Here is a 24,530-nt window from a genome sequence, read left to right on the forward strand (position 1 = left end):
ACCCTTCGCTGCCGAAGGCCAGGGCCCGTGCCGGTGAAAATCCGCTGGTCCATATCATTCTGGCGTTCTGGGCCCTGTGGCATTGCCGCCACGCGCGCCCACCGGACACGTCGCTCACGCACTCCTGACCCGACCCGGCCGCCCTACTGGCCGATTGACTCAGCCTGACCGCCCACCTGCGCGGCGGTCCTGCGTGCCCCAGAGCGAATCCACCATGCACTTTGCCCCCGCAGAGCAAGCCAGGCGTTTCCTGGCCGACAACCCCGATATCGACCTGATCGAACTGTTCATCCTCGATGCCAACGGCGTGCCACGCGGCAAGCTGCTGCACCGCGAGGAGCTGCTGGCAGTGTTCGAAAGCGGCCGCCCGCTGCCCAGCACCATCCTCGGCCTGACCCTAAACGGCGACGATGTCGAAGATTCGGGCCTGGTCTGGGACGTCGGCGACATCGACTGCCGTGCCTATCCGCTGGACGGCAGCCTGGTACGCCTACCCTGGCGCCGGGTGCCGACCGCCGCCGTGCAGGTCAGCATGCACCCCAGCGAAGGCCTGCCGGCCAGCGTGGCCGATCCGCGCCATGTGCTGCTGCGGGTGATCGACGCGCTCAAGGCCGATGGTTTCCACCCGGTGATGGCCTGCGAGCTGGAGTTCTACCTGCTCGACCAGCAGCGCGACGCCCAAGGCCGGCCGCAGCCAGCGCTGGACAGCGACGGAGGACGTCCGCGCGGGACCCAGGTGTATGGCCTGCGCGAGCTGGAGCAGATCGAACCCTTCCTCGCCGACCTCTATGCCGCCTGCAAGGCCCAGGGCATCCCGGCCCGCACGGCGATCTCCGAATACGCGCCCGGCCAGGTGGAGATCACCCTGGAACACGGCGACGCACTCGAGGCGATGGACCAGGCCGTGCGCTACAAGCGCCTGGTCAAGGGCGTCGCCAACGCCCACGGCATGCAGGCCTGCTTCATGGCCAAGCCGTTTGCCCAGCTGGCCGGCACCGGCATGCACATGCACCTGAGCCTGGCTGACGCCGCCGGCAACAACCTGTTCGCCAGCGAGGACAAGGCGGGCACCCCGCTGCTGCGCCAGGCGGTGGCCGGCATGCTGCGTCACCTGCGCGAATCGTTGCTGATGTTCTGCCCCAACGCCAACTCGTTCCGCCGCTTCCAGGCCAACAGCTATGCACCGCTGGCACCGACCTGGGGCGTGGACAACCGCACCGTCAGCCTGCGCGTACCCGGTGGCCCGGCCAACAGCCGGCATATCGAGCACCGCATCTGCGGCGCCGACGCCAACCCCTACCTGGCCGCCGCCGCGATTCTCGCCGCCACCCACCAGGGCATCCGTGAACAACTCGATCCCGGCGCACCGGTCGAGGGCAACGGCTATGCCCAGGCCGGCGAACACCTGCCCACCGACTGGCTCACCGTCCTCGAGGCCCTGGAAAATTCGAGCTGGGCCCGAGAGGCGCTGGGCGAGGCCTTCCTCGGCGTCTACCTCAAGGTCAAGCGCGCCGAGTACCGCCAGTTCATGGCCGAGGTCGGCGAGCAGGACTGGCGCTGGTACCTGCACCAGGCCTGATGCCCACGAGATTACAAGAAGGAACAAGCATGAACGCAGCAGTGAACAACGGCCCGGCCCAGCGCGCGCCGTCCTATTACAGCGCCACCCTCAACGACACGACCGAATACCCCACGCTCAAGGGCACGGTGCAGGTGGACGTGGCGATCATCGGCGGCGGCTTTACCGGCGTGGCCACCGCAGTGGAACTGGCGGAACGCGGCCTGAAGGTGGCCATCGTCGAGACCAACCGCATCGGCTGGGGCGCCAGCGGGCGCAACGGCGGCCAGGTCACCGGCAGCCTGTCGGGCGACGAGGCCATGCGCACGCAGATGCGCGACCGGCTGGGCGCCGAGGTGGACGATTTCATCTGGCAGCTGCGCTGGCGCGGCCACCAGATCATCGAGCAGCGCGTCGAGCGCTACGGCATCCAGTGCGACCTCAAGCACGGCCACCTGCACGCGGCGATGAAACCGTCGCACATGAACGAGCTGCGCGCCTTCGAGGCCGAGGCCCGGCGTCGTGGCATGGGCGACCTGGTGCAGTTGCTCGACCGCGACGCCATGCAGCAGCACCTGCAGAGCCCGCTGTACCTCGGCGCGCTGAAGAACCGCCGCAACCTGCACCTGCACCCGCTCAACCTGTGCCTGGGCGAGGCCCGCGCCGCCCACGGGCTGGGCGCCCTGGTGTTCGAGAACTCCGAGGTGCTGGAGATCGTCCACGGCCCGCGCCCGGCGGTGGTCACCGCCCAGGGACGGATCGAGGCACGCCAGGTGATGCTGGCAGGCGACGTGTATCACAAGCTGGAGAAGCGCCAGCTCAAGGGCAAGATCTTCCCGGCCATGGGCGGTATCGTCACCACCGCGCCGCTGGGCGATCTGGCCGAGCAGATCAACCCGCAGGACCTGGCGGTGTACGACTGCCGTTTCGTCCTCGACTACTACCGCCTGACCGCCGACAAGCGCCTGCTGTTCGGCGGCGGCGCCAACTACTCCGGGCGTGATTCACGGGACATCGAAGGCGAACTGCGCCCGTGCATCGAGCGCACCTTCCCGGCGCTAAAGGGCGTGCCGATCGAGTTCCAGTGGAGCTGCGCCATGGGCATCGTGGTCAACCGCATCCCGCAGCTGGGCAAGCTGTCGGACAACGTCTGGTACTGCCAGGGGTATTCCGGGCACGGCATCGCCACCAGCCATATCATGGGCGAGATCATGGCCGAGGCATTGACCGGGACACTGGAGAAGTTCGATACGTTCGCGGGCTGCCGGCACATCAAGGTGCCGATGGGCGACTTGCTGGGCAATCCGCTGCTGGCGGCGGGGATGTGGTACTACCAGATGCTGGAAAAGCTGCGCTGAGTTTCCTGTATCGCAAACGTGGGAGCGGGCTTGACCCGCGATGGCTTCGACTCGTTACCTGAGCCGACGCTATCGCGGGGCAAGCCCGCTCCCACGTTTCAATCCCAAAGCGCGCTGCGGCTCAGGCGATCTTCTTCAGGCCCTGCTTCTTCAGCTCTTCGTCGCGCAGCTCGCGGCGCAGGATCTTGCCGACGTTGGTGGTCGGCAGCGCGTCGCGGAACTCGATGGCCTTGGGCACCTTGTAGCCGGTGACGTTGGCGCGCATGTGCTCCATCACCTGCTCCTTGGTCAGGGTCATGCCCGGCTTGACCACGATGAACACCTTGATCACCTCGCCGGACTTCTCGTCCGGGATGCCGATGGCCGCGCACTGCAGCACGCCCGGCAGCGCGGCGAGCACGTCTTCAAGCTCGTTGGGGTACACGTTGAAGCCGGACACCAGGATCATGTCCTTCTTGCGATCGACGATGCGCATGTAGCCGTCCGGCTGGATCAGGGCGATGTCGCCGGTCTTCAGCCAGCCGTTGCTGTCGATGATCTCGGCGGTGGCGTCTTCACGCTGCCAATAGCCCTTCATCACCTGTGGCCCTTTGATGCACAACTCGCCCACCTCGCCCAAGGGCAGCTCCTGGCCGTTGTCGTCGATGATCTTGCACAGGGTGGACGGCACCGGGATGCCGATGGTCCCCAGCTGGTTGGCCGAAGTCGGGTTGACCGCCGCCACCGGGCTGGTCTCGGTCATGCCGTAGCCTTCGCAGATAGCGCAGCCGGTCACCGTCTTCCAGCGCTCGGCCACACTCTGTTGCAGGGCCATGCCGCCGGACAGGGTGATCTTCAGCGCCGAGAAGTCGAGGTTGCGGAACGTCTCGTTGTTGCACAGGGCGACGAACAGCGTGTTGAGGCCAACGAAACCGCTGAACTTCCACTTGCCCAGTTCCTTGACCATGGCCGGCAGGTCGCGTGGGTTGCTGATCAGCACGTTGTGGTTGCCGATGAGCATCATGGCCATGCAATGGAAGGTGAAGGCGTAGATGTGGTACAGCGGCAGCGGGGTGATGAGGATCTCGCAGCCTTCGTGCAGGTTCGAACCCATCAGCGCGCGACACTGCAGCATGTTGGCGACCAGGTTGCGGTGGGTGAGCATCGCGCCCTTGGCCACGCCGGTGGTACCGCCGGTGTACTGCAGCACGGCGACATCGCCGGACTGCGGGTTGGCCTCGGTCACCGCGCCGCCTTTGCCCAGCGCCAGGGCGTCGTTGAAGCGCACGGCGCCCGGCAGGTGGTAGGCCGGCACCATTTTCTTCACGTACTTGATGACGCTGTTGATCAGCAAACGCTTGAGAGGTGGCAACAGGTCGGCCACTTCGGTGACAATGACATGTTTGACCTGGGTCTTGGGCACCACCTTTTCCGCCAGGTGCGCCATGTTGGCCAGGCACACCAGGGCCTTGGCCCCGGAATCGTTGAACTGGTGCTCCAGCTCCCGCGCGGTGTACAGCGGGTTGGTGTTGACCACGATCAGGCCGGCACGCATGGCACCGAACACAGCGACGGGATACTGCAGAACGTTGGGCAGCTGGACAGCGATGCGATCACCAGGCTTCAGGTCGGTGTGCTGCTGCAACCAGGCGGCGAAGGCGCCGGACAGGGTATACAGCTCGCCGTAGGTGATGGTCTTGCCCAGGTTGCTAAAGGCAGGTTTGTCGGCAAAGCGTTGGCAGGATTGCTTGAGTACCGCCTGGATATTGGGGAATTCGTCAGGATTGATGTCCGCCGTGACCCCGGCTGGGTACTTATCCTTCCAAAAATGTTCGATCATGGAAGCCCGCTCCTTCAGCAACAGCGAATTCGGTACGCGTCGATGCGCTTATTATTGATATGAGAGGCCGGCTCATTGCAAACCGGATCCTCTGAAAGCGCGCCGAGAGTAACAGCTTTGCAAAGGGTCGACTAGAGGCCGAAATGGGCCGGCGGGTCACGAAAATGACTCAATGAACTATACAGGTCATTTTTAGAGTAATTATACAAAATGTCGCAAATCCGCCTGAAAGCCCTGCCCTAGATAGGCCTTGCGATTGCGTCAGCCTGGGCGACGACGCTGTCAGAGATGACACAATCGCGGGCCTACCATCAGGCGATGTCGCGCAACTCCCTACGAAGGATCTTGCCCACCGGCGTCATCGGCAGCGATTCGCGCAGCACGATGTGCTTGGGCACCTTGTAGCCGGTGAAGTTGGTCTTGCAGAACGCCTTGAGCTCATCGACGCTCACCCCACCCGCGCGCGGCACCACGAACAGCTTCACAGCCTCGCCGGTGCGCTCGTCCGGCACGCCGATCACCGCGCAGCTGGCCACCTGCGGATGGCCCATCACCACGTCCTCGATCTCGTTGGGATACACGTTGAAGCCCGAGACGATGATCATGTCCTTCTTGCGGTCGACGATGCGGGTGAAACCGTCCGGGTCGATGACGGCGATGTCGCCGGTCTTCAGCCAGCCTTCGGCATCCAGGACCTGGGTGGTGGCCTCAACCTGCTGCCAGTAGCCTTTCATGACCTGCGGCCCCTTGATGCACAGCTCGCCACGCTCGCCCAGCGGCTGCTCGTGACCTTCGTCGTCGATCACCTTGAACGCCGTGCCAGGCACCGGGAGCCCCACGGTCCCCAGGCGCGCCAACTGGCCATAGGGATTGGTGCTGGCCGCCGGCGAGGTTTCGGTCAGGCCGTAGCCTTCGACAATGCGGCAACCGGTGAGGGCCTCCCAGCGCTCCGCGGTGGCCTTGACCAGCGCGGTGCCGCCGGAGTTGGTGATCTTCAGCGCGGAGAAATCCAGCGACTTGAAACCCGGGTTGTCCATCAGCGCGACGAACAGCGTGTTCAAGCCCACCAGCGCCGAGAATCGCCACTTGCCCAGCTCCTTGATGAAGCCGGGGATATCCCGGGGGTTGGTGATCAGCACGTTATGGTTGCCGGTTACCATCATGCACATGCAGTTCGCGGTGAAGGCATAGATGTGGTAAAGCGGCAGCGGCGCGATCATCACTTCCTGCCCTTCCTTGATCAGCGGCTGGCCATCGGGGCCGTGCTGACCGAAGCAGGCCAGTACCTGGAGCATGTTGGCCACCAGGTTGCCATGGGTGAGCATGGCGCCCTTGGCCAGCCCGGTGGTGCCGCCGGTGTACTGCAGCACCGCGATGTTCTCCAGGGTTTGCGCCACCGGCCTGTGAGGGAGCTCGCGCCCCTGGCGCAGCACCTGCTTGAACGACACGGCCTGGGGCAACTGGTAGGCCGGCACCATCTTTTTCAGCTTGTCGACCACGGTGTTGACCAGCCAGCCCTTGGCCGTCGGCAGCAGGTCGCCCATCTTCGCCTCGATCAGGTACTCGATGCCGGTGTCGGGCAGCACTTCCTGCACACGCTTGCCGAACATGTTCAGGTACACCAGGGCGCGGGCGCCGGAGTCCTTGAACTGGTGGCGCATCTCGCGCTCGGTGTACAGCGGGTTGGTGTTGACCACGATCAGGCCGGCGCGCATGGCGCCGAACACCGCGATGGGGTATTGCAGGATATTGGGCATCTGCACCGCGATGCGGTCGCCCGGCACCAGTTCGGTGTGCTGCTGCAGCCAGGCGGCGAAGGCCGCCGAATGACGCTCGAGATCGGCATAGCTCAGGGTGACGCCGAGGTTGCTGTACGCCGGACGGTCGGCGAAGCGCTTGCAGCAGCGCTCGAAGACGTCGACGACGGATGTGTAGGCCTTCATGTCAATGGTGGAAAGTACGCCCGCCGGGCGCTTGTCGTTCCAGAAGTCGGCTTGCATTTATTGTTGTTCCTCTAACGGGACATCCCTGACCTGATCGCCTGCTGGCAAAAAGGTGTTCAGCCGACGTTAGCAGCTCTGTTGAGGGTGGCAAATACGCCAAGTGCCGCCATTAACATTGTGAATCTCTTTTCTGCCCTTCCTGCAATTGACGGCTTTGCGCATACACTGTTGGGCAACCTCCGCGCGCAAGGACCCGCCATGCCCCACGACGCCTTCTGGCTCCCCGCCAGCGAGCATTGCAGCCTTTATGTCCACCAATGGCTGCCGGCCACACCGGTCAAGGCCGTGGTGTTGCTGGCCCATGGCATGGCCGAGCACGCCGGGCGCTACCAGCGCCTGGGCCATGCGCTCAACGCCGCCGGCTACGGGCTGCTCGCCCCCGACCTGCGCGGCCACGGCCGCACCGCCGAGCTGGGCAGCCTGGGCCTGTTCGCCCGGCAAAATGGCTGGAATGCCGTACTCAACGACCTGGGCCTGCTGGCCCAGCACATCGGCCAGCAGTTTCCAGGAACCCCGCTGTTCCTGTTCGGCCACAGCATGGGCAGCTACATCGCCCAGGCCTACCTGCTGCACCACAGTGCCAGCCTGCAGGGCGCGATCCTCAGCGGCTCGAACTTCCAGCCGGTGGCGCTGTACCGCGCGGCGCGCCTGATCGCCCGTCTCGAGGCCTGGCGCCAGGGCCCTCTGGGCAAGAGCGCGCTGATCGACTGGCTGTCGTTCGGCTCGTTCAACAAGGCATTCAAGCCCAATCGCACCGCCTTCGACTGGTTAAGCCGCGATGACGCGGAGGTGGACAAGTACATCGCCGACCCGCTGTGCGGCTTTCGCTGCAGTAACCAGCTATGGCTCGACCTGCTGCAGGGCCTGGCGCAGATCAGTCAGAAAAAGAACCTGGCGCAGATCGATCCGAACCTGCCGATCTTCGTGGTGGGCGGCGAATGTGATCCGGTGAGTGCCGGCAAGCGTCTCACCCACCTGGCCGACGCCCTGCGCGCGACCGGCAACCGTCATGTACAGTTGCGCATCTACCCCGGCGCACGCCACGAAGTGCTCAACGAAACCCATCGCGACGAGGTCACCGCCGAGATCATCGGCTGGCTGGAGCAGGCGCTGGCCCTTGGCCGCCCCGCCCGCAGTGAATGATCGGCAGCCTCGCCCCCCACAAGGAAGCCCCTGATGACCCAGGTCACCAACACGCCTTACGAAGCCCTCGAAGTCGGCCAGAAAGCTGAATACAAGAAGTCCGTGGCAGAACGCGATATCCAGCTGTTCGCCGCCATGTCCGGTGACCACAACCCGGTGCATCTGGATGCCGAGTTCGCCGCCAAGAGCATGTTCAAGGAGCGCATTGCCCACGGCATGTTCAGCGGCGCGCTGATCAGCGCCGCGGTGGCCTGCACCCTGCCTGGCCCTGGCACCATCTATCTGGGCCAGCAAATGAGCTTCCAGAAGCCGGTGAAGATCGGTGACGAGTTGACCGTACGCCTGGAAATCCTCGAGAAGCTGCCCAAGTTCAAGGTGCGTATCGCCACCAACGTGTACAACCAGAACGACGAGCTGGTGGTCGCCGGCGAAGCCGAGATCCTCGCGCCGCGCAAACAGCAGACCGTCGAGCTGGTGAGCCCGCCGGAATTCGTTGCCAGCTGAAAGTACAGCGGCTCCTACAGGTCTTGCACTCGGCCTGAGCGCTTACCCCAGCTCGCGTAAGCGTCGCTCGATATGACGACGCTCCGGCCCCTGCCGGGTAAGCGTTAGCGCCTGCTGCCAGGCCTTGCGGGCCTGTTCGGTATTGCCCAGTTGACGATGCAGTTCGGCGCGCGCGGCGTGGGCCAGGTGGTAGTCGCCCAATTCGCCCCGCTCGAGAATTGCTTCAACCGCGCGCAACCCGACCTGTGCGCCATCACGCCGGGCCAGGGCTGCGGCCCGGTTCAGCTCCACCACTGGTGACGGCCAGTGGCGCTGCAGCACATCATACAGGCCGACGATCTCGTCCCAGTCGGTGGCCTCGGCGCTGGGCGCTTCGGCATGCAGCGCGGCAATCGCCGCCTGCACGCTGTAGGGGCCGAACTCCCGACTGCCCAGTGCCTGGCGCACCAACTGGCTGCCCTCCTCTATCTGTGCCCGGTCCCACAGACCGCGGTCCTGCTCATCAAGCAGCACCAGCTCGCCGTGGGCGTCGCTGCGCGCGTTCTGCCGCGAGGCCTGCAACAGCATCAACGCCAGCAGCCCCAGCACTTCGGCATCCGGCAGCAATTGCGCCAGCAACCGGCCCAGGCGGATGGCTTCGTCAGTCAGCGCACGCGTGGTCACATCCTCGCCCGAAGATGCCGAATAGCCCTCGTTGAACACCAGGTAGATCACCCGCAGCACGCTCTCCAGCCGCTCCGGCAATTCGCCCAGCTCTGGTACCTGGTAGGGGATCTTCGCATCGCGGATCTTGGCCTTGGCCCGCACGATGCGCTGGGCGATGGTCGCCGGGCTCTGCAGGAAGGCGCGGGCGATCTGCTCGGTGGTCAGGTCGCAGACCTCACGCAATGTCAGCGGCACCTGGGCATCGAAGGCCAGGGCCGGGTGGCAGCAGGTAAAGATCAGGCGCAGCCGATCATCGACCAGCAGTTCCTGCTCGCCCGGATCCTGGGCCTCGCCTTCCAGCAGCATGATCAGGTCCGCCTGGGAGCGGTCGAAGCGGGCACGCCGGCGCAAGGCGTCGATGGCCTTGAAACGGCCGGCGGAGACCAGCCAGGCCCGCGGATTGTCCGGGATGCCATCGCGCTGCCAACGTTCGACGGCAATGAAGAACGCGTCATGCAAGGCCTCCTCGGCCAGGTCGAAGTCTCCCAGCAGGCGGATCAGGGTGGCCAGGATGCGCCGGGAGTCGCGGCGGTAGACCGCCGCCACTTCATCACGGATTTGCCCTTCGCTGTTCATCAGCCCGGCGATACCTGGTTCATTGTGGTTCTCCATTCACGTCAGGGTTGCAGCTCTCGCACCGGGCGCACTTCGACGCTGCCGACCCGCGCCGCGGGAATGCCCTTGGCGATGTTCAACGCTTCATTGAGGTCGCGGGCATCGACCAGGTAGAAACCGGCCAACTGCTCCTTGGTCTCGGCGAACGGGCCATCGGTCAGGCTCATCCGACCGGCGCGCACGCGTACCGTTGTGGCCGTCTGCACGGGCTTGAGTGCCTCGGCGGCGATCATCCGCCCGGAGCCCTGGATGGACTCGGCGTAAGCCATGCATTCGGCGTCCTCGGGGCTGTCGGGCAGGCTGTGCAACAGCGCTTCATCACAATAGACCAGGCACAGGTATTTCATGATCGTCTCCGGGGCAAGGTGGCGATAGGCGGTCGAGGGCATTCAGGGTTTGAGATCGAACAGCGCTTTTTGCGTTTCCATGTCGAACGGCGCCGACCAGTGTTCGTGGATGACCTGCCATTGGCCGGCGCTGCGTCGGTAGCCGACGGTGGCGCGCATGAAACCGCACTGGCTCTCATCGTCGCCCGGGCCACAGCGGTTGAGCCAGTGGGCCAGGCCCAGGTCGCCGTCGGCGTGCACGGTCAGTTGCGCCAGTTCGAACACCATCGGCCCGGTGCACATGCCCATGCACATTTCCCAATGGGCGCGGTAGGCGGCCTTGCCTTTGAATTGCAGGGCCTGGATGGCGTCGAAGGCAAGAATGTCGTCGGCGTAGGGGGCGACGATACGGTCCACGTCACGCTCGCGCACGGCTTGCATCCACTGCTCGATCAGTTGCTCCAGTTCACGCTCGGCTTCAGTGTTCATCGGTGTTTGCTCCGAAGATTCATCAGGGTTGGTGGTGACGCTTTCAACACTGGTCGAACGGGAAAACGGCAAATCGACAACTGCCCGGAAATTTTCAGTCGAGGGGCGCGACTGGCTTGAGGAAGTACACGACACGCTCGGTCTCGGCAAAGCCCAGGGCCGCGTGCATGCGCTGGCTGCCAAGGTTGTCCAGCGCGGCGTCCGAGGCCAGCTCGCGGCAACCTTTGCCATCGGCCCACCGTTCGACAGCCGCGATCAGCTGGCGGGCGACACCCTGGCCGCGTGAAGCCTGTTCGACAAAGACGCCTTCAAGGTACGCCACCGGCGAAGTGTTGCTGCCATTGACATAGTCATGACGCACCGACGCCTCGGCCAGCCCTTGCGCCCTGCCCTGCTCGTCATACGCCAGCAGGGCCACGAAGGTTGCGGGGCGGCCGGCGATATCAACCATTTCCGCCAGGTGGTCAGTCGCCGCACTGTCGGGCCACAAGGCGCTGCGCAAGTGCAGCCAGGCCGGACTGCCCGGGTCAGTGCAGGGTTGGATCATTGCCACTTCTGGGAACTCCATGACTCAAACAGGTGTAGACAAGATGAACTCACGATAACCGGAGAGAATCACATACACAGCGAAATAACAGAAAATGGCCGCCGACAGCAGGTAGGACCACGTCAGCAGCCGATCCCCAAGCAGACGCCCACCATGGCTGGCGATGCCGCAGAGCGACACGCACCAGACCAACCCGGCGGCGAAGAAGCCCCCGAGGAACAGTCCCGCATCGAGCAGACTGCCGCCACCGGACCTTGAGATCAGCACCCCACCCACCGCCGCGAACCAGAGGATCGCACTGGGCGATGACATGGCCAGGAAGATCCCACGCAGGAACTCGCGCCAGCCCGACTCCACCACCACCTCGCCCCGCGACTCCAGATGCCCGCCGCGCCAGGCCGCCAGCAACATCTTCACGGCAAACCACACCAGCAGCGCCGAGCCGCCCAGCCACAAGGTCCAGCGCACGCTTTCGAACTGCAACAGCACGGTCATCCCGGCCAAAGCAGCAATTGCATAGACCAGGTCGCCGACGCAGGTACCCAGGCCCAGCCAGAACCCCTGGAGAAACCCGCGCTGCATGGCCAGGGTGATCATGGCGATATTGGCCACCCCGATATCCAGGCAAAGGGAAAGACTGAGCAGAAAACCGTTGGAGAAAGGCATGGCGCACTCTGGGCATATTCAGGGGTGCACATTGAACCCGAGGGGACGCTTGCCGTACAGAAAGAAAGCTCACTCGCTCAGACAGGCCCCGCCAACACCTGCGCATAGCGCCCGCGATCCACATTAGCGCCACTGAGCACCACAGCGACACGCTTGCCGGCCTGGCGCCCACGCTCCTGCATCAATGCGGCCAGGGCAGCGGCACCGGCACCTTCGGCGGTATTGTGGGTGGTCTCGTGATAGAGGCGCATGGCCTCGGCGATCTCGTCATCGCTCACCCGCACGATACGTGCGGCATGCTCGCGCACCAGGGCGAAGGCGTCGGGGTGCGGCACGCGGCAGGCCATCCCGTCGGCGAAAGTGTCGGCGCTGGCGGTGGTGACGATGCGCCCCCGCTCGAAGCTCTGGGCATAGGCATCCGCAGCACTGGAGACCACGCCGACGATCTCGGTGGCCAGCCCCAGCAGGTTGCGCGCCTGGATCAGCCCGCAGATGCCCGAACCCATGCCGATCGGCACGTACACGCAATCCAGGCCAGCCACCGCCTCGAACAGCTCCAGCGCATAAGTGGCCACGCCACGCACCAGTTCCGGGTGGAACGACGGGACCATCGCGTAGCCGCGCGCCTCGGCCAGGCGCGCCGCCTCTTCACGGGCAACGTCGAAGTCCGCGCCGTGCTCCACCAGTTCCGCGCCCAGGGCACGCATGGCGGCGTTCTTCTCTCGCGAGTTGCCTTCAGGCACCACGATCACCAGCGGCAAGCCCGCCTGGCGCGCGGCCAGGGCCATGCTCTGGCCATGGTTGCCGCGGGTGGCGGTGACCAGCCCGCGCGGGACGTCGCCGCCGGCCAGCAGGGAACGCACGTAGACCAGCCCGCCACGCACCTTGAAGGCACCGGTGGGGGCATGGTTCTCGTGCTTGACCCAGAGTTGGCAACCCAACCGCTCGGCCAGCAGCGGCCAGGCATGCTGCGGGGTCGGTGGCACGTGCTGGTGAACAAAATCGGCGGCTTCACGCAGGGCGGGCAAGTCGAACATGGCGATCTTCCTTCATCGGTAGGGCTTGATCCGATCCTAAGCGCCGGTCATTGTATGGGTCCAAATATATATTGCATGGGTAGCAATTTCGTGTGGATTCCCGCCCTGCCAGACAACGACCAGCCGCGCTACCTGGCGCTGGTCGAGGCCATTGCCAGCGCCATCGAACAGGGTGAGCTAAAAGCTGGTGAACGCCTGCCGCCCCAGCGTCGCCTGGCGTGGGCATTGGGCCTGAACCCGAGCACCACGCAACAGGCTTACCGCGAAGCCGCGGCGCGGCACCTGGTGTCCGGGGAGGTGGGGCGCGGCACCTATGTGCTGGCCAGCAGCAAGGAGGCGACGCTGTTTCGCCTCAAGCAGCCCGACCGCCAGCATCAGGTGATTGACCTGTCGACCAACGTGCCGGTGGCCGACCCGCACAATCTTGACCTCGAGTACAGCCTGCGCAGGTTGCTCGAACAGGGTGAAACCGCCCTGCTCGACCATTACCTGGGGCCGGAGCAACTGCTGCTGGGGCGGATCCAGGGCACTCGCTGGTTGGCCAATCGTGGCCTGGACCTCAGGCCGGAGGAAGTGTTGCTCTGCGGTGGCGCCCAACAGGCCTTGCTCCTGGTACTGCAGTCGCTGTGCCAGGCAGGCGAGCCGGTAATGGTTGAAGCGCTGACCGCTCCGGGCATCAAGGCGGCCTGTCGCCAGCTGCGCCTGCCGGTGCAGGGGGTGGCTCTGGATGAACAGGGTTTGCGCCCTGACGAACTGGACCGCGTCGTGCGGGCCAGTGGCGCGCGAGTACTGGTGACCACCCCGACCCTGCATAACCCGACCGGGGCCTGCATGGGCGAGGCCCAGCGTCAGGCGCTGGCGGAAGTCGCCAAGCGCCACGACTTGCTGGTGATCGAGGATGACGTGTACGGCGCCTTGACTGATCGGCCGCCGCTCTACCCTTTGCTCGAAGGCCGCGGCGTGCTGATCAGTAGCATGTCCAAGACCGTGGCCGCCGGCCTGCGCCTGGGCTGGATCGTGGCGCGGCCAGCGTTGCTGGAGCAGATCGATCCTTATGCCCAGGCCACCCACTGGTCGGTTTCACCGTTGAACCTGCACATCGCTTGCCAGTGGATTTCGGACGGGACCGCCGCACGGCGACTGGCCTGGCAGCGGGAGGAACTGGCCGAGCGTTGGCGCCTGGCGCGGGCGTTGCTGGGTAATGCATTGCCGGTGGATGGCGTGCCTTCGCCCCATGTCTGGCTGGCCACGCCTGGAGAGGCCGAGGCGCTGGTTGCCCGGTGTCGGGCGCAAGGGGTGGAGATCGTGCCGGCCAGCGTGTTCGCGGTGGGCACGGAGCGTGTGCGGGCAGTGCGGGTCAGCCTGTCGGCGGCGCACAGCCGGGCGCAGTTGAAGCAGGGGCTGGAGCTTCTGGGGGCGGGCTTGACCCGCGATTGCAACTGATCGCCATCGCGGGGCAAGCCCGCTCCCACAGGCCCTGACGGGGCCAACAGGCTCAATTCAGCCGGCAACCCTCGCCCAAGGCACGGTACTGAAGGGTGTGCACCTGTCCTTGATGGTCCTCGTAGGTCATGGTGGCGGGCACCACTTCACAGACGTTGGGGATTGTCGACAGGCTGATCACGCGCTTGATGTCGAGGTTGGTGGAATAGTCATACTGCTCGACCACGGGTTGGGTGTCTGCGGTCTTGACCTGGTCCGCGAAGGCGAGCGAGGACATACCGACCAATGCAAGAATCAGTAAGGCTTTCATGGATAACGACCTTGATGGCTATCAAGCTGATCGCGTGACTTCTGATGCCGTCAATGGCGCGGAGAAGTTGTCATCGACTGCGAAGATGACACGAAGTACCGATCCCGCTTTATCGTACTGCCGGGGGGGATGAGTGAAAGTCTACTCCGCAGTCGGAATAGTTGAACCCCGGAGTCGGATATTCACCCTTGCCGGATTTGCAACAATCTGCGACAAAGCACCGTCATTTTTCCTGCTTCTTGCAGCGCCCTACGAGCCACGCATGCCGCCCCTGACCTGTACCCGCCTGCCTCCGATCCAACGCCGCCTGCTGGAGCAATTCTATCGCCAGCATGGTTCGCGCATGCGCGCCGCCGGTGATGGCGAACAATGGGTGGCACGCAGCGGTGAAATCATTGGCGGGATGAATCTGTCCCCTGTCGAGGACGGCTACTGGCTGACCGGACTGTTCGTCGCCCCGCAATGGCGTGGACAGCAGGTCGCTTCACAGCTGCTGCAAACAGCGCTGGGCGCTGCCACCACCCCGACTTGGCTGTTCTGCCATCCGGACCTGACGCCCTTCTACCAACGCCTGGCCTTCACCTCGGCCACCACGCTGCCCGAAGCCCTGGCCTCGCGCCTGGCCCGCTACCAGCGCAGCAAGCCCCTGGTGGCGCTGGTGCGGGATCAGTCGTCGGCCACGTCGAGCCCAGGGAACAGCACATCGGTATAACCGAACTTGCTGAAGTCCTGAATGCGCGAAGGGTATAGCCGGCCGATCAGGTGATCGCACTCATGCTGCACCACCCGCGCATGAAAACCATCGGCAAAGCGGTTGATCGGGTTGCCCTGCGGGTCGATGCCCGAATAGCTGATGTGCTTGTAGCGCGGCACCACGCCACGCAGGCCCGGCACCGACAAACAGCCCTCCCAGCCATCCTCGAGCTCCGTGGCCAGCGGCGTGATCACCGGGTTGAGCAAGATGGTCCGCGGCACTGGCTCGGCGTCCGGATAGCGCTCGCTGCGCTCGAAGCCGAAGATCACCAGTTGCAGGTCGATGCCGATCTGCGGCGCGGCCAGGCCGACGCCTCCGACATGGGCCATGGTCTCGAACATGTCGTCGATCAGTTGCTCGAGCTCGGGGCTACCGAGCATGTGCTCCGGCACGGGCGGGGCGATGCGCAGCAGGCGTTCATCACCCATTTTGAGAATGTCGCGGATCATCAGGTATTCGGCTCGCGGGTCTGGGGTTCGGGGGGCACCGGGTGCTCATGCCCAAGCACGGTAATACTCTGTTGCGGATTGTCTTCGGCGAACGCTTTCTCACCGGGGTTCTTGCCCTCGGCGGACATGTGCTCGATCACCGCGTTCATCTCGGCCCCGAGCAGCAGCACGGCGGCGGAGATGTAGAAGTACAGCAGCAACACGATGATCGCCCCGATACTGCCATACATGGCGTTGTAGTCGGCAAAGGTCTTCACGTAGTAGGCAAAGCCCAGCGACGCGACGATCCACACCACCACCGCCAGCACCGAGCCTGGGGTGATGAAGCGGAATTTCTGCTTCACATCGGGCATCACGTAGTAGATCAGCGCCACCGCCACCATCATCAGGATGATGATCGCCGGCCAGCGCAGGATGGTCCAGACGACCACCACCGCCTCCTCCAGCCCCACCTGGGAAGCGATCCACTCCATGACCTGCGGCCCCAGCACCATCAACGCGGCGGCCGCCAGGAGCATGCCGGCGATGCCGACGGTGTAGATGATCGACAGTGGGATGCGCTTCCACACCGGCCGCCCTTCAGGCACGTCGTAGGCGGCGTTCATCGCGCTCATCATCAGGCGCACACCCGCCGAGGCGGTCCACAGGGCGATTACGATACCCACCGACAGCAATCCGCCCTTGGACTGCTGCAACTGGTCGATCACCGGGTTGACCTGCTCCAGGGCCTGGGGCGGCAGCACCAGCTCGGACTGCAGGCGCAGCCAGGAGAAGAAGTCCGGCAGGTGCAGGAAACCGATCAGGGCGATCAGGAACAGCAGGAACGGGAACAGCGAAAACAGCATCTGGTAGGCCAGCGCGGAAGCATAGGTGGACATCTCGTCGTCAATGAACTCCTTGACGGTGCGCACCAGCACGCGGTGCAGGGGCAGACCGCGCAGGTCGGGGAAAATCATAGCGTCTCCTTTCGCCGCTTGATCGGGGTGGCATAGCACCAAGTCTAATAGACCAGGCGGCGGGCGTGCTGTTCGCTGGCGCGTTGCCGAACGCACAAAGCAATCGCGGGGCAAGTGCGCTCCCACCGGATGAGCGCGCACTGCCCCGCGACATTACCACTGCGATCAAGGCTTCTTCACGGCATCCTTGACCTTGCCCACGGCCTGCTGCGCCTCGCCCTTCAGCTCCTGGGCCTTGCCCTCGGCGCGCAGCTTGTCGTTGTCGGTCACCTTGCCGACGCCCTGCTTGATGTTGCCCACGGCCTCATTGGCCAGGCCTTTCGCTTTATCCTTGGTGCCACTCATGGGATGTCTCCTTGCCGAAAAGACACGGGAAATCGTGTCGACACCTGATCGACCCTAGGTCATCGGCAAGAGTTTCAATTAGTTCGCCTGGACCCGGCCCAACGGTTCAAAGCGTTCCCCGCGGGCGCGGCGGCATGCCGATGCGACTTGCCCCGCGATGAGCCCACCCGCACAATACCAGGCCAATCTAGCGTCAATCCGCAGGAACCTGCATGAAACTCGACAAACCCACCGCCATCGCTCGGCGCAACGAAGCGCTGACCCGGCCGGTGCTCAACCGCGACAACACCCTGTTCGCCATTCTCGACAAGAAGCGCAACCTGTGGTGGTTCGAGGTACCGGTGGCGCTGCTGCGCAAAGGTCAGCCCGACTGGGTCAACCTGCTGCTGCATACTCCGGAGACCGATGAACTGCAGCACCTAAAGGTGCCGACCAACTTCCTGCGCGCTCACCAGGAGCAGATGGAAGTGCGCAACGCCGGCAAGCGCCGCTCGACCATCAGCCTGGCCCTGAGCGCCGACCGCGACTCGCTGCTGCGCGACAGCCGCCCGGGTGGCGAGCAGCTGGACTTCAGCACCTTCGTGCAGGCCTGATCAGGCCCGCTCGATGCGATCGTCATGGATGACGATCCGGCCCTGCTTGAACAGTGCGCCGATGGCTTTCTTGAAGTTGCCCTTGCTGACATTGAACATCTGGCTGATCAGCGCCGGATCGCTCTTGTCGCACACCGCCAGCACACCGCCATTGGCCTCCAGACGCTGCATGATCTGCTCGGGCAAGCCGTCGGCCAGGGCCTGGCCCACCGGCTGCAGGCTCAGGGCGATCTTGCCGTCGGCGCGCACTTCCTTGATGAAGCCCTTCTCGTGCATGCCTGAACGCAGGAACTTGAACACTTCGTTCTTGTGGATCAGGCCCCAGTGGCGATTGTTGATGATCGCCTTGAAGCCCATCGGCGTCTCGCCGGCCACCAGCAGCTCCACCGGCTGGCCGACCTGGTAGTCCACCGGGGTGCGGTCGAGGTAGCGGTCCAGCTTGGCGGTAGCGGTGATGCGCCGGGTGCGCTTGTCCAGATAGGCGTGGACCACGCAGTAGTCACCGATCTTCAGTGGCCGGGACTCCTCCGAGTAGGGCATCAGCAGGTCCTTGGACAGGCCCCAGTCGAGGAAGATGCCCGCGCCGTTGATGTCCTTGACCTTGAGGCTGGCGAACTCGCCCACCTGCATCTTCGGCTTTTCGGTGGTGGCGATCAGCTGGTCCTCGCTGTCGAGGTAGATGAACACGTTGAGCCAGTCGTCCAGTTCGAGCTCGGCATCCTTGGGGAAGTAGCGCCTTGGCAGGAGGATTTCGCCGTCGGCGCCGCCGTCCAGGTACAGGCCAAATTCCACGTGTTTCACGATTTGCAAACTGTTGTAACGCCCAAGCAGAGCCATTTCCGAAGATCCTCAAGACAAGGCGGCTATTCTAACACTTGACCCGCCCGTCCGCCCGAGCGCGCATGCGCCGGAACCCTCGGGCCCACCTTGCGTCCACCGCCTGGCCAGCCTGTGCAAGGATTCGCTCATGCCCCGACGCCTGATCCACGCCCTACTGCTCGTCATTGGCTTCGCCCTGGCCCTTGTGGCTTGCAGCCGCATCGACCTGGCCTACCGCAACCTCGACCGCCTGGTGCCCTGGTCGCTTGGCGATTACCTGGACATGAACCGCGAGCAGAAACAGTTGCTCGACGAACGGCTTAAGCAACAACTGGCCTGGCACTGCAAAACACAGCTGCCCGGCTACCTCGACTGGCTCGACCGGGTGCGGCTGATGGTGGCCGACGACGCGGTCACCGACCAGGCCCTGGAACAACGCACCCTCGAAGCCCGCCAGGCCATCGGCCGGGTGGCCACGGCGATCACCCCCTCAGCCAGCGAACTGCTGCGCGGGATGAGCGACGACCAGGTCGCCGAAATGCGCCAGGCGTTTCGTGCCGACATCAGCAAGCGTCGCAAGACCTATGACGAAACCCCGCTGCCCAAACAGATCGAACAGCGCGCCGCGCGCATGCAGAAACGCCTGGAACCCTGGCTGGGTGAGCTCAGCGCCCAGCAACGCTTGCGGGTAATGAGCTGGTCCCAGGCCCTGGGCGACCAGAACCGCCAGTCGATCGCCAATCGCGCGCACTGGCAGCAGCAACTGGTGCTGGCAATGGACCAGCGCGCCACACCGGGCTTCGAAGCGCGCCTGGCGCAACTGCTGCAACGCAAGGAGAGCCTGTGGACGGCGGAGTACCGCCAGGCCTATGAGAACAGCGAACAGCAGGCGCGCAGCCTGCTGATCGACCTGATGAGGCAGAGCAGCCCTGCGCAGAAACAGTTCCTGCAGCAGCGCCTGAGCAAGGTGCGGGCGGATTTCAGTGAGCTCAAGTGCCTGAAAGGTTAAAGCTGGCCGGACTGCTCGAGCCATACGCATTTCCCGCGTAGGCGCGCCAGTCAGCGCCCCTTGCGTCGATACGGGAACACATCGATCACCTTCCCCGCCCGGATCGTCTCCTGCAGGTCTTTCCAATAGTCGGCGTCATACAGCTCGCCGTGCAGACGACTGAACAAACGGCGCTGACCCATATCGGCGAACAGGAACGGCGGAAACTCCTCGGGGAACACGTCATGCGGCCCGATCGAGTACCACGGCTCGCCCGACATCTCGTCTTCGGGGTAGCGCGGCGGTGGAATGTGGCGGAAGTTGACCTCGGTAAGGAAGCTGATCTCGTCGTAGTCATAGAACACTACCCGGCCATGGCGGGTGACGCCGAAGTTCTTCAGCAGCATGTCGCCGGGGAAGATGTTCGCCGCCGCCAGCTGCTTGATCGCCAGCCCATAGTCTTCCAGCGCCTCCAGCACCTGGGCTTCGCTGGCCTGTTCGAGGTAGAGGTTGAGCGGGGTCATGCGCCGTTCGGTCCAGCAGTGGCGGATCAGTACCGTGTCCCCTTCCAGCGCCACGGTCGAGGGCGCCACTTCCAGCAGCTCGGCGAGGCAGTCGGGATCGAACTTGACGCGGGGGAAGCGAAAATCGGCGAACTCCTGGGTGTCGGCCATTCGCCCGACACGGTCCACGCTCTTCACCAGGCGGTACTTCTCGATCACCGTGGCACGGTCGACGGTCTTGGACGGCGAAAAGCGGTCCTTGATGATCTTGAACACCGTGTTGAAGCCCGGCAGGGTAAACACACTCATCACCATCCCGCGCACCCCCGGCGCCATGATGAAGCGGTCGTCGCTGTTGGCCAGGTGGTTGATCAGTGCGCGGTAGAACTCTGACTTGCCGTGCTTGTAGAAGCCGATCGAGGTGTACAGCTCGGCGATATGCTTGCCCGGCAGGATGCGCTTGAGAAAGTTGACGAACTCCGCCGGCACCGGCACATCGACCATGAAGTACGAGCGGGTGAAGGAAAAGATGATCGACACCTCCGCCTCGTCGGTGATCAGCGTATCGGCCTCGATGCCGTGGTCTTCACGGTGCAGCAGCGGGATCACCAGCGGCCACTGTTCGTCGGGGGTGTACAGGCGCCCGACCAGGTAGGCCCCTTTGTTGCGGTAGAGCACCGGCGTGAACAGCTCCGCCGCCAGCGCCGGGTCCTTGCACACCCAATCGGGCAGGCATTCACGCAGTTGGTCCTGCAACCGCGACAGGTCGCCCTCCAGGTCTGCGTAGGGCACGTCAAAACCGTAATCGGCGAAGATGGCCCGCAGCAATCCCTTCAATCCACCGTCCAGCGCATAGGTGCGGGTCTGCGCCGCGCGTTCGTGGCCACGCATGGACGGGCGGGTGGTGTGGATGAACATGCAGCCGTCGCTGATCTGCTCATGGCTGAACAGGCTGCAGAACAGCGAGTTGTACCAGGTCTCGGACAGTTCATCGTCCAGCCGTGGGTCGATCAGGCGGATGTAGGCGCTCTTCACCAACGGCCACTGCTCCACGTCCAGCAGCTGGGAGGCTTCGAAGCCCTGGCGCAGCCAGCCGTTGACCTCGGCGACCTTCTCTTCGTAGAGGTTGATCCGCGCCGCCGCTGCACGCTGGATGTCCTGCCAGCGTGCCTGCTCGAAGCGTTCGCGGGCACCGAGGGTTATCCGGCGAAAATGCTCGCGGTAGTCGTCGAAGCCATCGAGGATCATCCGGGCGATGTCAGCGGCGGGCCAGGGTTGGGTCATGCGCGGGATCTCAAGGTGGGTGGCGTTAGACAGCTTAGTCGTCCGCAAGCGGCTCACACAGCAAGAAAGCACAAGAATCCCGGTTGCCCACTGACGTAGACTCGCGCACTGCCCCCAACGCCGGAGACCCCCCGTGAGCCCCATCGCCCTTGCCCGCCTGCTGACCCTTGCCGCCGTCTGGGGCGCCAGTTTTCTGTTCATGCGCATCATCGCCCCGGAGCTTGGCACCGTGCCGACCGCCTTCTTTCGCGTGTCGATCGCCTGCCTGGGGTTGATGGCCATACTCGCCGCCGCCCGCGTGCGCTGGAACTTCGAAGGCAAGCTGGGCGCCTGCCTGGTGCTGGGCATGATCAATTCCGGTATTCCAGCGACGTTCTACTCGGTGGCGGCGCAGGTGCTGCCGGCCGGCTACTCGGCGATCTTCAACGCCACCACGCCGCTGATGGGCGTGCTGATCGGCACCTTGTTCTTCCGCGAGGCGATGACCCTGCCCAAGCTCTGCGGGATCTTCCTCGGCCTGTTCGGCGTCGGCATTCTCAGCGGCGCCGGACCGGTGGCGCTGAACATGGCCCTGGTGCAAGGCGCCCTGGCGTGCCTGGCGGCGACCACCTGCTACGGTTTCGCGGGATTCCTGGCACGACGCTGGGTGGGAACGCTGGACAGTCGCCTGTCAGCCCTGGGCAGCATGCTCGGCGCCACCCTGCTGTTGAGCCCGCTGTTCGCCTGGAGCGCGCTGACCCAACCGCCGGCCAGCTGGGGCGGCTGGCAGGTGTGGCTGTCGCTGCTGGGCCTGGGGCTGCTGTGTACGGCGTTCGCCTACATCCTGTACTTCCGCTTGCTGAACGAAATCGGGCCGGTCAAGGCCAGTACCGTGACCTTCCTGATCCCGGTGTTCGGCGTGCTGTGGGGCGCGTGGCTGCTGGATGAGCCGCTGTCGATGGCGCACCTGTACGGCGGCCTGCTGATCGGCGCGGCACTCTGGCTGGTGCTGCGTCCTGTGGGAGCGGCCTTGCGTCGCGAAGGGGCCGCATAGCGGCCCCCCTTTGGCTCAGGCTTCAGCCGCACGCAACGCCGGCTTACGGAACACGAACAGCAGCCCGATCACGATCAACCCCATTCCCAGCAGGCTGAGCGGCGCCAGGCGGTTACCGAAGATGGCGAAATCCATCACCGCCGTCACCGCCGGCACCAGGTAGAACAGGCTGGTGACATTGACCAGGTTGCCACGGGCGATCAGCCGGTACAGCAGCAGCGTGGCCAGCAGCGAAACCACCAGCCCCATCCACAGCAGTGCGCCGACGAAGTTGGCGTTCCACTCGACATGCAACGGCTGGAACGGGGCAAACAGCGCGCACAGGGCAAATCCGGCCAGATACTGCAGCGGCAATGTGCCCATCGGGTTGTCGGTGATGCGTTTCTGCAGGATCGAGCCGAAGGTCATGCTGGTGAGCGCCAGCAAGGCGAACAGCATGCCCGCCAGGGACACCCCGCCAAGGTTGATGCCCTGGTAGACCACCATCACCAGGCCGCCAAGCCCCAGGCCCAGGCCGAACAGCCGGCTCCAGGAACGCTGGCGCTCCATCAGCACCACGGTAAGGATCGGCTGCACGCCCATGACCGTGGCCATGACGCCAGGGGTGACATGGGTATCAAGCGCCAGCAGGTAGAAGATCTGGTAGGCGCCCAGTAGCACGCAGCCAGTCCCCAGAGCGCGAACAATGCCGCCCCGAGTACCTGGCCAGCGCAAGCCGAGTAAAGGACCGATCAGCAACAGACCAAAAAGCGCCAAGGCCGAACGCAGCAGCAGGAAGGCGAAAGGACTGGCCTGGGCCAGGCCGAGCTTGGAAACGATCGCCCCGCTGCTCCACAGCAGGACGAACAGGCTGGTAGTGGCCGCCGAGGCCACGGATGCTTTGTTGAAAACAGACATGTATTGCCACCTGTATACGGGCAAATGAACCGTACGGAGGACCTATCGCGTCTTGCGGGGATAGCCGACCGTGTTCAGTAGGTTGCGAGTGCGGTGGGGAGCGGCCAGCGGCCGATCAGCCCAGCACCACGACTGCGCAAGGAGGCGGAGCTACGCCGCCTACGACGCCACTGACAGGTGGTGGGGAGTGACTGATCATGGCCGGCTGCTGGCTGCCACGCACGACCACGCCCGCGACAGGCGCGAGAACGTAAGCGATGGTGGCAGCAATGGCGGGCATGAACAGGTCTTCTGGGAAGAGAGTGTTTCGGAATATAGCGGGGGAATCATCACGGGGCAAGCCCGCTCCGTTGAGGAGCGAGCCTGCCCAGGCGAATCAGAACAGCCAGCGGTAAAGCGCGTAGACGACGACAACCGCCAGCACCGGCCGCAGCACGCGGTAGGCCTTGGGGTTGGCGCGCTTGAACTGCTTGACCCGGGTGCTGATGACATTGCTGAAGCGCTTGCTCCAGGCGTAGGCCTGGTTGATCCCGCCGACGCGCTCGTCATCGGTGTTCTGCGGCGCGGTGGCGCGGCCGAGGAAGGCGCTGACCTTGCGGTTGATGCGGGTCATCAGCGGGCTGTTGAGCGGGCGCTCGACGTCGCAGAACAGGATCACCCGGGTGACGTCGGTCTCGTTCTTGACCCAGTGCACGAATGTTTCGTCGAACATAACGTCCTCGCCATCACGCCAGGCGTAGGGCTGGCCGTCGACGTAGATGCGGCAGTTGTCCGAGTTCGGCGTGGACAGGCCCAGGTGATAGCGCAGGGAGCCGGCGAACGGGTCGCGGTGCGGGTTCAGGTGGCTGCCGCCGGGCAACAGGGCGAACATCGCGCCCTTGACGTTGGGGATGCCGCTGACCAGCTCGACGGTCTTCGGGCACAGCGCCTCGGCCGAAGGCAGCGGCTTGTCGTACCACTTCAGGTAGAAACGCTTCCAGCCCTTCTTGAAGAACGAACCGAAGCCGGCGTCGTTGTCCTTCTCGGCAGCACGGATGTAGCCCTCGTCGAACAGGCGCATGGCTTCTTCGCGGATCACCTCCCAATTGTCCTTGAGCACATCCAGTTCGGGGAAGCGCTGGCGGTCCAGGTAGGGCTTGGAAGGCACGCCGGAGAACAGGTACATCAGGCTGTTGTAGGGGGCGAACAGCGCCGAATGGTTGACGAACTGGCGCAGCACCGGCAGGCGCGCCTTGCCGCGCAGGTGCACGAACAGCACGCTGCCGAAAAACACCAGCAGCACACCGGCCTTGGCGACGAAGGAAAAGGTCATGCAACACTCCTTGGAGGGGAAATCAGGCCATCCCCAGATAGCCGGACATCATAAACCCATCCGGGCCGGGTAAA

The 24,530-nt window shown here is 64.5% G+C and carries 25 protein-coding genes; 9 read left to right on the forward strand and 16 right to left on the reverse strand.

Annotated elements, in window-relative coordinates; genetic code table 11:
* Nucleotides 1-214: 214 nt before the first annotated feature.
* Both CC207_RS21210 and CC207_RS21215 read left to right on the forward strand, forming a co-directional pair.
* Nucleotides 215-1,579 (forward strand): glutamine synthetase family protein, encoded by a 1,365-nt coding sequence (locus CC207_RS21210; protein WP_062360602.1) that lies wholly within the window; start codon nt 215-217, stop codon nt 1,577-1,579.
* Nucleotides 1,580-1,608: 29 nt separating this feature from the next.
* A complete protein-coding gene (locus tag CC207_RS21215; RefSeq protein ID WP_069016969.1) occupies nt 1,609-2,916 on the forward strand; it encodes an FAD-binding oxidoreductase in 1,308 nt (435 codons plus the stop codon).
* 121 nt (nt 2,917-3,037) lie between these two features.
* Here CC207_RS21215 and fadD1 read toward each other — a convergent pair whose 3' ends face one another.
* Together fadD1 and fadD2 are read right to left on the reverse strand one after the other, a co-directional pair.
* Nucleotides 3,038-4,735: a long-chain-fatty-acid--CoA ligase FadD1 gene (gene fadD1, locus CC207_RS21220; protein WP_028693064.1), complete on the reverse strand. Its 1,698-nt coding sequence runs from the start codon at nt 4,733-4,735 to the stop codon at nt 3,038-3,040.
* A gap of 311 nt (nt 4,736-5,046) precedes the next feature.
* Nucleotides 5,047-6,735: a long-chain-fatty-acid--CoA ligase FadD2 gene (gene fadD2, locus CC207_RS21225; protein WP_069016971.1), complete on the reverse strand. Its 1,689-nt coding sequence runs from the start codon at nt 6,733-6,735 to the stop codon at nt 5,047-5,049.
* Nucleotides 6,736-6,936: 201 nt separating this feature from the next.
* Between fadD2 and CC207_RS21230 the strand changes: the two genes are divergently transcribed.
* Nucleotides 6,937-7,881: an alpha/beta hydrolase gene (locus CC207_RS21230; protein WP_028693062.1), complete on the forward strand. Its 945-nt coding sequence runs from the start codon at nt 6,937-6,939 to the stop codon at nt 7,879-7,881.
* Nucleotides 7,882-7,914: 33 nt separating this feature from the next.
* Nucleotides 7,915-8,385, forward strand: a complete 471-nt coding sequence (locus tag CC207_RS21235) for a MaoC family dehydratase (protein WP_028693061.1) — start codon at nt 7,915-7,917, stop codon at nt 8,383-8,385.
* Nucleotides 8,386-8,427: 42 nt separating this feature from the next.
* Here CC207_RS21235 and CC207_RS21240 read toward each other — a convergent pair whose 3' ends face one another.
* From CC207_RS21240 to CC207_RS21265, 6 genes are all read right to left on the reverse strand, one after another.
* The gene (locus tag CC207_RS21240) at nt 8,428-9,666 is read right to left on the reverse strand and encodes an RNA polymerase sigma factor (RefSeq protein ID WP_028693060.1); all 1,239 of its coding nucleotides are present in this window, start codon (nt 9,664-9,666) and stop codon (nt 8,428-8,430) included.
* Between the two features lie 41 nt (nt 9,667-9,707).
* Entirely contained in the window at nt 9,708-10,052 is a 345-nt protein-coding gene (locus tag CC207_RS21245) for a YciI family protein (protein ID WP_028693059.1), read from the reverse strand.
* 42 nt (nt 10,053-10,094) lie between these two features.
* A complete protein-coding gene (locus CC207_RS21250; protein ID WP_028693058.1) occupies nt 10,095-10,520 on the reverse strand; it encodes a nuclear transport factor 2 family protein in 426 nt (141 codons plus the stop codon).
* 94 nt (nt 10,521-10,614) lie between these two features.
* Entirely contained in the window at nt 10,615-11,067 is a 453-nt protein-coding gene (aac(6'), locus tag CC207_RS21255; protein ID WP_051555778.1) for an aminoglycoside 6'-N-acetyltransferase, read from the reverse strand.
* 24 nt (nt 11,068-11,091) lie between these two features.
* Nucleotides 11,092-11,733, reverse strand: a complete 642-nt coding sequence (locus CC207_RS21260; protein ID WP_028693056.1) for a LysE family translocator — start codon at nt 11,731-11,733, stop codon at nt 11,092-11,094.
* Nucleotides 11,734-11,810: 77 nt separating this feature from the next.
* The gene (locus CC207_RS21265) at nt 11,811-12,770 is read right to left on the reverse strand and encodes a threonine dehydratase (RefSeq protein ID WP_088852711.1); all 960 of its coding nucleotides are present in this window, start codon (nt 12,768-12,770) and stop codon (nt 11,811-11,813) included.
* Nucleotides 12,771-12,845: 75 nt separating this feature from the next.
* Here CC207_RS21265 and CC207_RS21270 point away from each other — a divergent pair, with 75 nt between their 5' ends.
* Complete coding sequence (locus CC207_RS21270) at nt 12,846-14,213, forward strand: PLP-dependent aminotransferase family protein (protein ID WP_088852712.1); 1,368 nt, start codon at nt 12,846-12,848, stop codon at nt 14,211-14,213.
* 52 nt (nt 14,214-14,265) lie between these two features.
* Here the strand turns inward: CC207_RS21270 and CC207_RS21275 are convergent, their stop codons facing one another.
* Entirely contained in the window at nt 14,266-14,523 is a 258-nt protein-coding gene (locus CC207_RS21275; protein ID WP_028693053.1) for a DUF2790 domain-containing protein, read from the reverse strand.
* Between the two features lie 262 nt (nt 14,524-14,785).
* Between CC207_RS21275 and CC207_RS21280 the strand changes: the two genes are divergently transcribed.
* A complete protein-coding gene (locus CC207_RS21280; RefSeq protein WP_028693052.1) occupies nt 14,786-15,235 on the forward strand; it encodes a GNAT family N-acetyltransferase in 450 nt (149 codons plus the stop codon).
* On the opposite strand, the gene def is transcribed toward CC207_RS21280, so the two are convergent.
* The 3 genes from def to CC207_RS21295 form a co-directional block, all read right to left on the reverse strand.
* The gene (gene def, locus CC207_RS21285; RefSeq protein WP_028693051.1) at nt 15,190-15,726 is read right to left on the reverse strand and encodes a peptide deformylase; all 537 of its coding nucleotides are present in this window, start codon (nt 15,724-15,726) and stop codon (nt 15,190-15,192) included. The two genes, CC207_RS21280 and def, sit on opposite strands and share 46 nt — an antisense overlap.
* Nucleotides 15,726-16,682 carry a YihY/virulence factor BrkB family protein gene (locus CC207_RS21290; protein WP_028693050.1) on the reverse strand — a complete coding sequence of 319 codons (957 nt, stop codon included), beginning with the start codon at nt 16,680-16,682 and terminating at the stop codon, nt 15,726-15,728. Before CC207_RS21290 ends, def begins: the two co-directional genes overlap by 1 nt.
* 165 nt (nt 16,683-16,847) lie before the next feature.
* Nucleotides 16,848-17,027, reverse strand: coding sequence for a CsbD family protein (locus CC207_RS21295; protein ID WP_023629533.1), 180 nt, complete (start codon nt 17,025-17,027; stop codon nt 16,848-16,850).
* A 212-nt stretch (nt 17,028-17,239) separates the two neighbouring features.
* Here CC207_RS21295 and CC207_RS21300 point away from each other — a divergent pair, with 212 nt between their 5' ends.
* Nucleotides 17,240-17,620, forward strand: a complete 381-nt coding sequence (locus CC207_RS21300; RefSeq protein ID WP_050706820.1) for a hypothetical protein — start codon at nt 17,240-17,242, stop codon at nt 17,618-17,620.
* Here CC207_RS21300 and CC207_RS21305 read toward each other — a convergent pair whose 3' ends face one another.
* The gene (locus tag CC207_RS21305) at nt 17,621-18,457 is read right to left on the reverse strand and encodes a S1 RNA-binding domain-containing protein (RefSeq protein WP_028693048.1); all 837 of its coding nucleotides are present in this window, start codon (nt 18,455-18,457) and stop codon (nt 17,621-17,623) included.
* Nucleotides 18,458-18,587: 130 nt separating this feature from the next.
* Here CC207_RS21305 and CC207_RS21310 point away from each other — a divergent pair, with 130 nt between their 5' ends.
* Entirely contained in the window at nt 18,588-19,448 is an 861-nt protein-coding gene (locus CC207_RS21310; protein ID WP_062360587.1) for a DUF6279 family lipoprotein, read from the forward strand.
* Nucleotides 19,449-19,498: 50 nt separating this feature from the next.
* On the opposite strand, the gene aceK is transcribed toward CC207_RS21310, so the two are convergent.
* Complete coding sequence (gene aceK / locus CC207_RS21315; protein WP_062360585.1) at nt 19,499-21,214, reverse strand: bifunctional isocitrate dehydrogenase kinase/phosphatase; 1,716 nt, start codon at nt 21,212-21,214, stop codon at nt 19,499-19,501.
* Nucleotides 21,215-21,347: 133 nt separating this feature from the next.
* On the opposite strand from aceK, the gene CC207_RS21320 reads away from it, so the two are divergent.
* Complete coding sequence (locus tag CC207_RS21320) at nt 21,348-22,247, forward strand: DMT family transporter (RefSeq protein WP_062360583.1); 900 nt, start codon at nt 21,348-21,350, stop codon at nt 22,245-22,247.
* 15 nt (nt 22,248-22,262) lie between these two features.
* Here CC207_RS21320 and CC207_RS21325 read toward each other — a convergent pair whose 3' ends face one another.
* Both CC207_RS21325 and CC207_RS21330 read right to left on the reverse strand, forming a co-directional pair.
* Nucleotides 22,263-23,144, reverse strand: a complete 882-nt coding sequence (locus CC207_RS21325) for a DMT family transporter (protein ID WP_088852713.1) — start codon at nt 23,142-23,144, stop codon at nt 22,263-22,265.
* A gap of 376 nt (nt 23,145-23,520) precedes the next feature.
* Nucleotides 23,521-24,456: an aspartyl/asparaginyl beta-hydroxylase domain-containing protein gene (locus tag CC207_RS21330; protein ID WP_088852714.1), complete on the reverse strand. Its 936-nt coding sequence runs from the start codon at nt 24,454-24,456 to the stop codon at nt 23,521-23,523.
* Nucleotides 24,457-24,530 lie beyond the last annotated feature (74 nt).

Origin of the sequence: Pseudomonas sp. DrBHI1 (genome assembly GCF_002205115.1) — a bacterium.
Classification (GTDB): domain Bacteria; phylum Pseudomonadota; class Gammaproteobacteria; order Pseudomonadales; family Pseudomonadaceae; genus Aquipseudomonas; species Aquipseudomonas mosselii.

Coding starts and splice junctions, on each gene's coding strand:
- CC207_RS21210 (WP_062360602.1), top strand. CDS start 215: ATGCACTTTGCCCCCGCAGAGCAAGCCAGGCGTTTCCTGGCCGACAAC.
- CC207_RS21215 (WP_069016969.1), top strand. CDS start 1,609: ATGAACGCAGCAGTGAACAACGGCCCGGCCCAGCGCGCGCCGTCCTAT.
- fadD1 (WP_028693064.1), bottom strand. CDS start 4,735: ATGATCGAACATTTTTGGAAGGATAAGTACCCAGCCGGGGTCACGGCG.
- fadD2 (WP_069016971.1), bottom strand. CDS start 6,735: ATGCAAGCCGACTTCTGGAACGACAAGCGCCCGGCGGGCGTACTTTCC.
- CC207_RS21230 (WP_028693062.1), top strand. CDS start 6,937: ATGCCCCACGACGCCTTCTGGCTCCCCGCCAGCGAGCATTGCAGCCTT.
- CC207_RS21235 (WP_028693061.1), top strand. CDS start 7,915: ATGACCCAGGTCACCAACACGCCTTACGAAGCCCTCGAAGTCGGCCAG.
- CC207_RS21240 (WP_028693060.1), bottom strand. CDS start 9,666: ATGAACAGCGAAGGGCAAATCCGTGATGAAGTGGCGGCGGTCTACCGC.
- CC207_RS21245 (WP_028693059.1), bottom strand. CDS start 10,052: ATGAAATACCTGTGCCTGGTCTATTGTGATGAAGCGCTGTTGCACAGC.
- CC207_RS21250 (WP_028693058.1), bottom strand. CDS start 10,520: ATGAACACTGAAGCCGAGCGTGAACTGGAGCAACTGATCGAGCAGTGG.
- CC207_RS21260 (WP_028693056.1), bottom strand. CDS start 11,733: ATGCCTTTCTCCAACGGTTTTCTGCTCAGTCTTTCCCTTTGCCTGGAT.
- CC207_RS21265 (WP_088852711.1), bottom strand. CDS start 12,770: ATGTTCGACTTGCCCGCCCTGCGTGAAGCCGCCGATTTTGTTCACCAG.
- CC207_RS21270 (WP_088852712.1), top strand. CDS start 12,846: ATGGGTAGCAATTTCGTGTGGATTCCCGCCCTGCCAGACAACGACCAG.
- CC207_RS21275 (WP_028693053.1), bottom strand. CDS start 14,523: ATGAAAGCCTTACTGATTCTTGCATTGGTCGGTATGTCCTCGCTCGCC.
- CC207_RS21280 (WP_028693052.1), top strand. CDS start 14,786: ATGCCGCCCCTGACCTGTACCCGCCTGCCTCCGATCCAACGCCGCCTG.
- def (WP_028693051.1), bottom strand. CDS start 15,726: ATGATCCGCGACATTCTCAAAATGGGTGATGAACGCCTGCTGCGCATC.
- CC207_RS21290 (WP_028693050.1), bottom strand. CDS start 16,682: ATGATTTTCCCCGACCTGCGCGGTCTGCCCCTGCACCGCGTGCTGGTG.
- CC207_RS21295 (WP_023629533.1), bottom strand. CDS start 17,027: ATGAGTGGCACCAAGGATAAAGCGAAAGGCCTGGCCAATGAGGCCGTG.
- CC207_RS21300 (WP_050706820.1), top strand. CDS start 17,240: ATGAAACTCGACAAACCCACCGCCATCGCTCGGCGCAACGAAGCGCTG.
- CC207_RS21305 (WP_028693048.1), bottom strand. CDS start 18,457: ATGGCTCTGCTTGGGCGTTACAACAGTTTGCAAATCGTGAAACACGTG.
- CC207_RS21310 (WP_062360587.1), top strand. CDS start 18,588: ATGCCCCGACGCCTGATCCACGCCCTACTGCTCGTCATTGGCTTCGCC.
- aceK (WP_062360585.1), bottom strand. CDS start 21,214: ATGACCCAACCCTGGCCCGCCGCTGACATCGCCCGGATGATCCTCGAT.
- CC207_RS21325 (WP_088852713.1), bottom strand. CDS start 23,144: ATGTCTGTTTTCAACAAAGCATCCGTGGCCTCGGCGGCCACTACCAGC.
- CC207_RS21330 (WP_088852714.1), bottom strand. CDS start 24,456: ATGACCTTTTCCTTCGTCGCCAAGGCCGGTGTGCTGCTGGTGTTTTTC.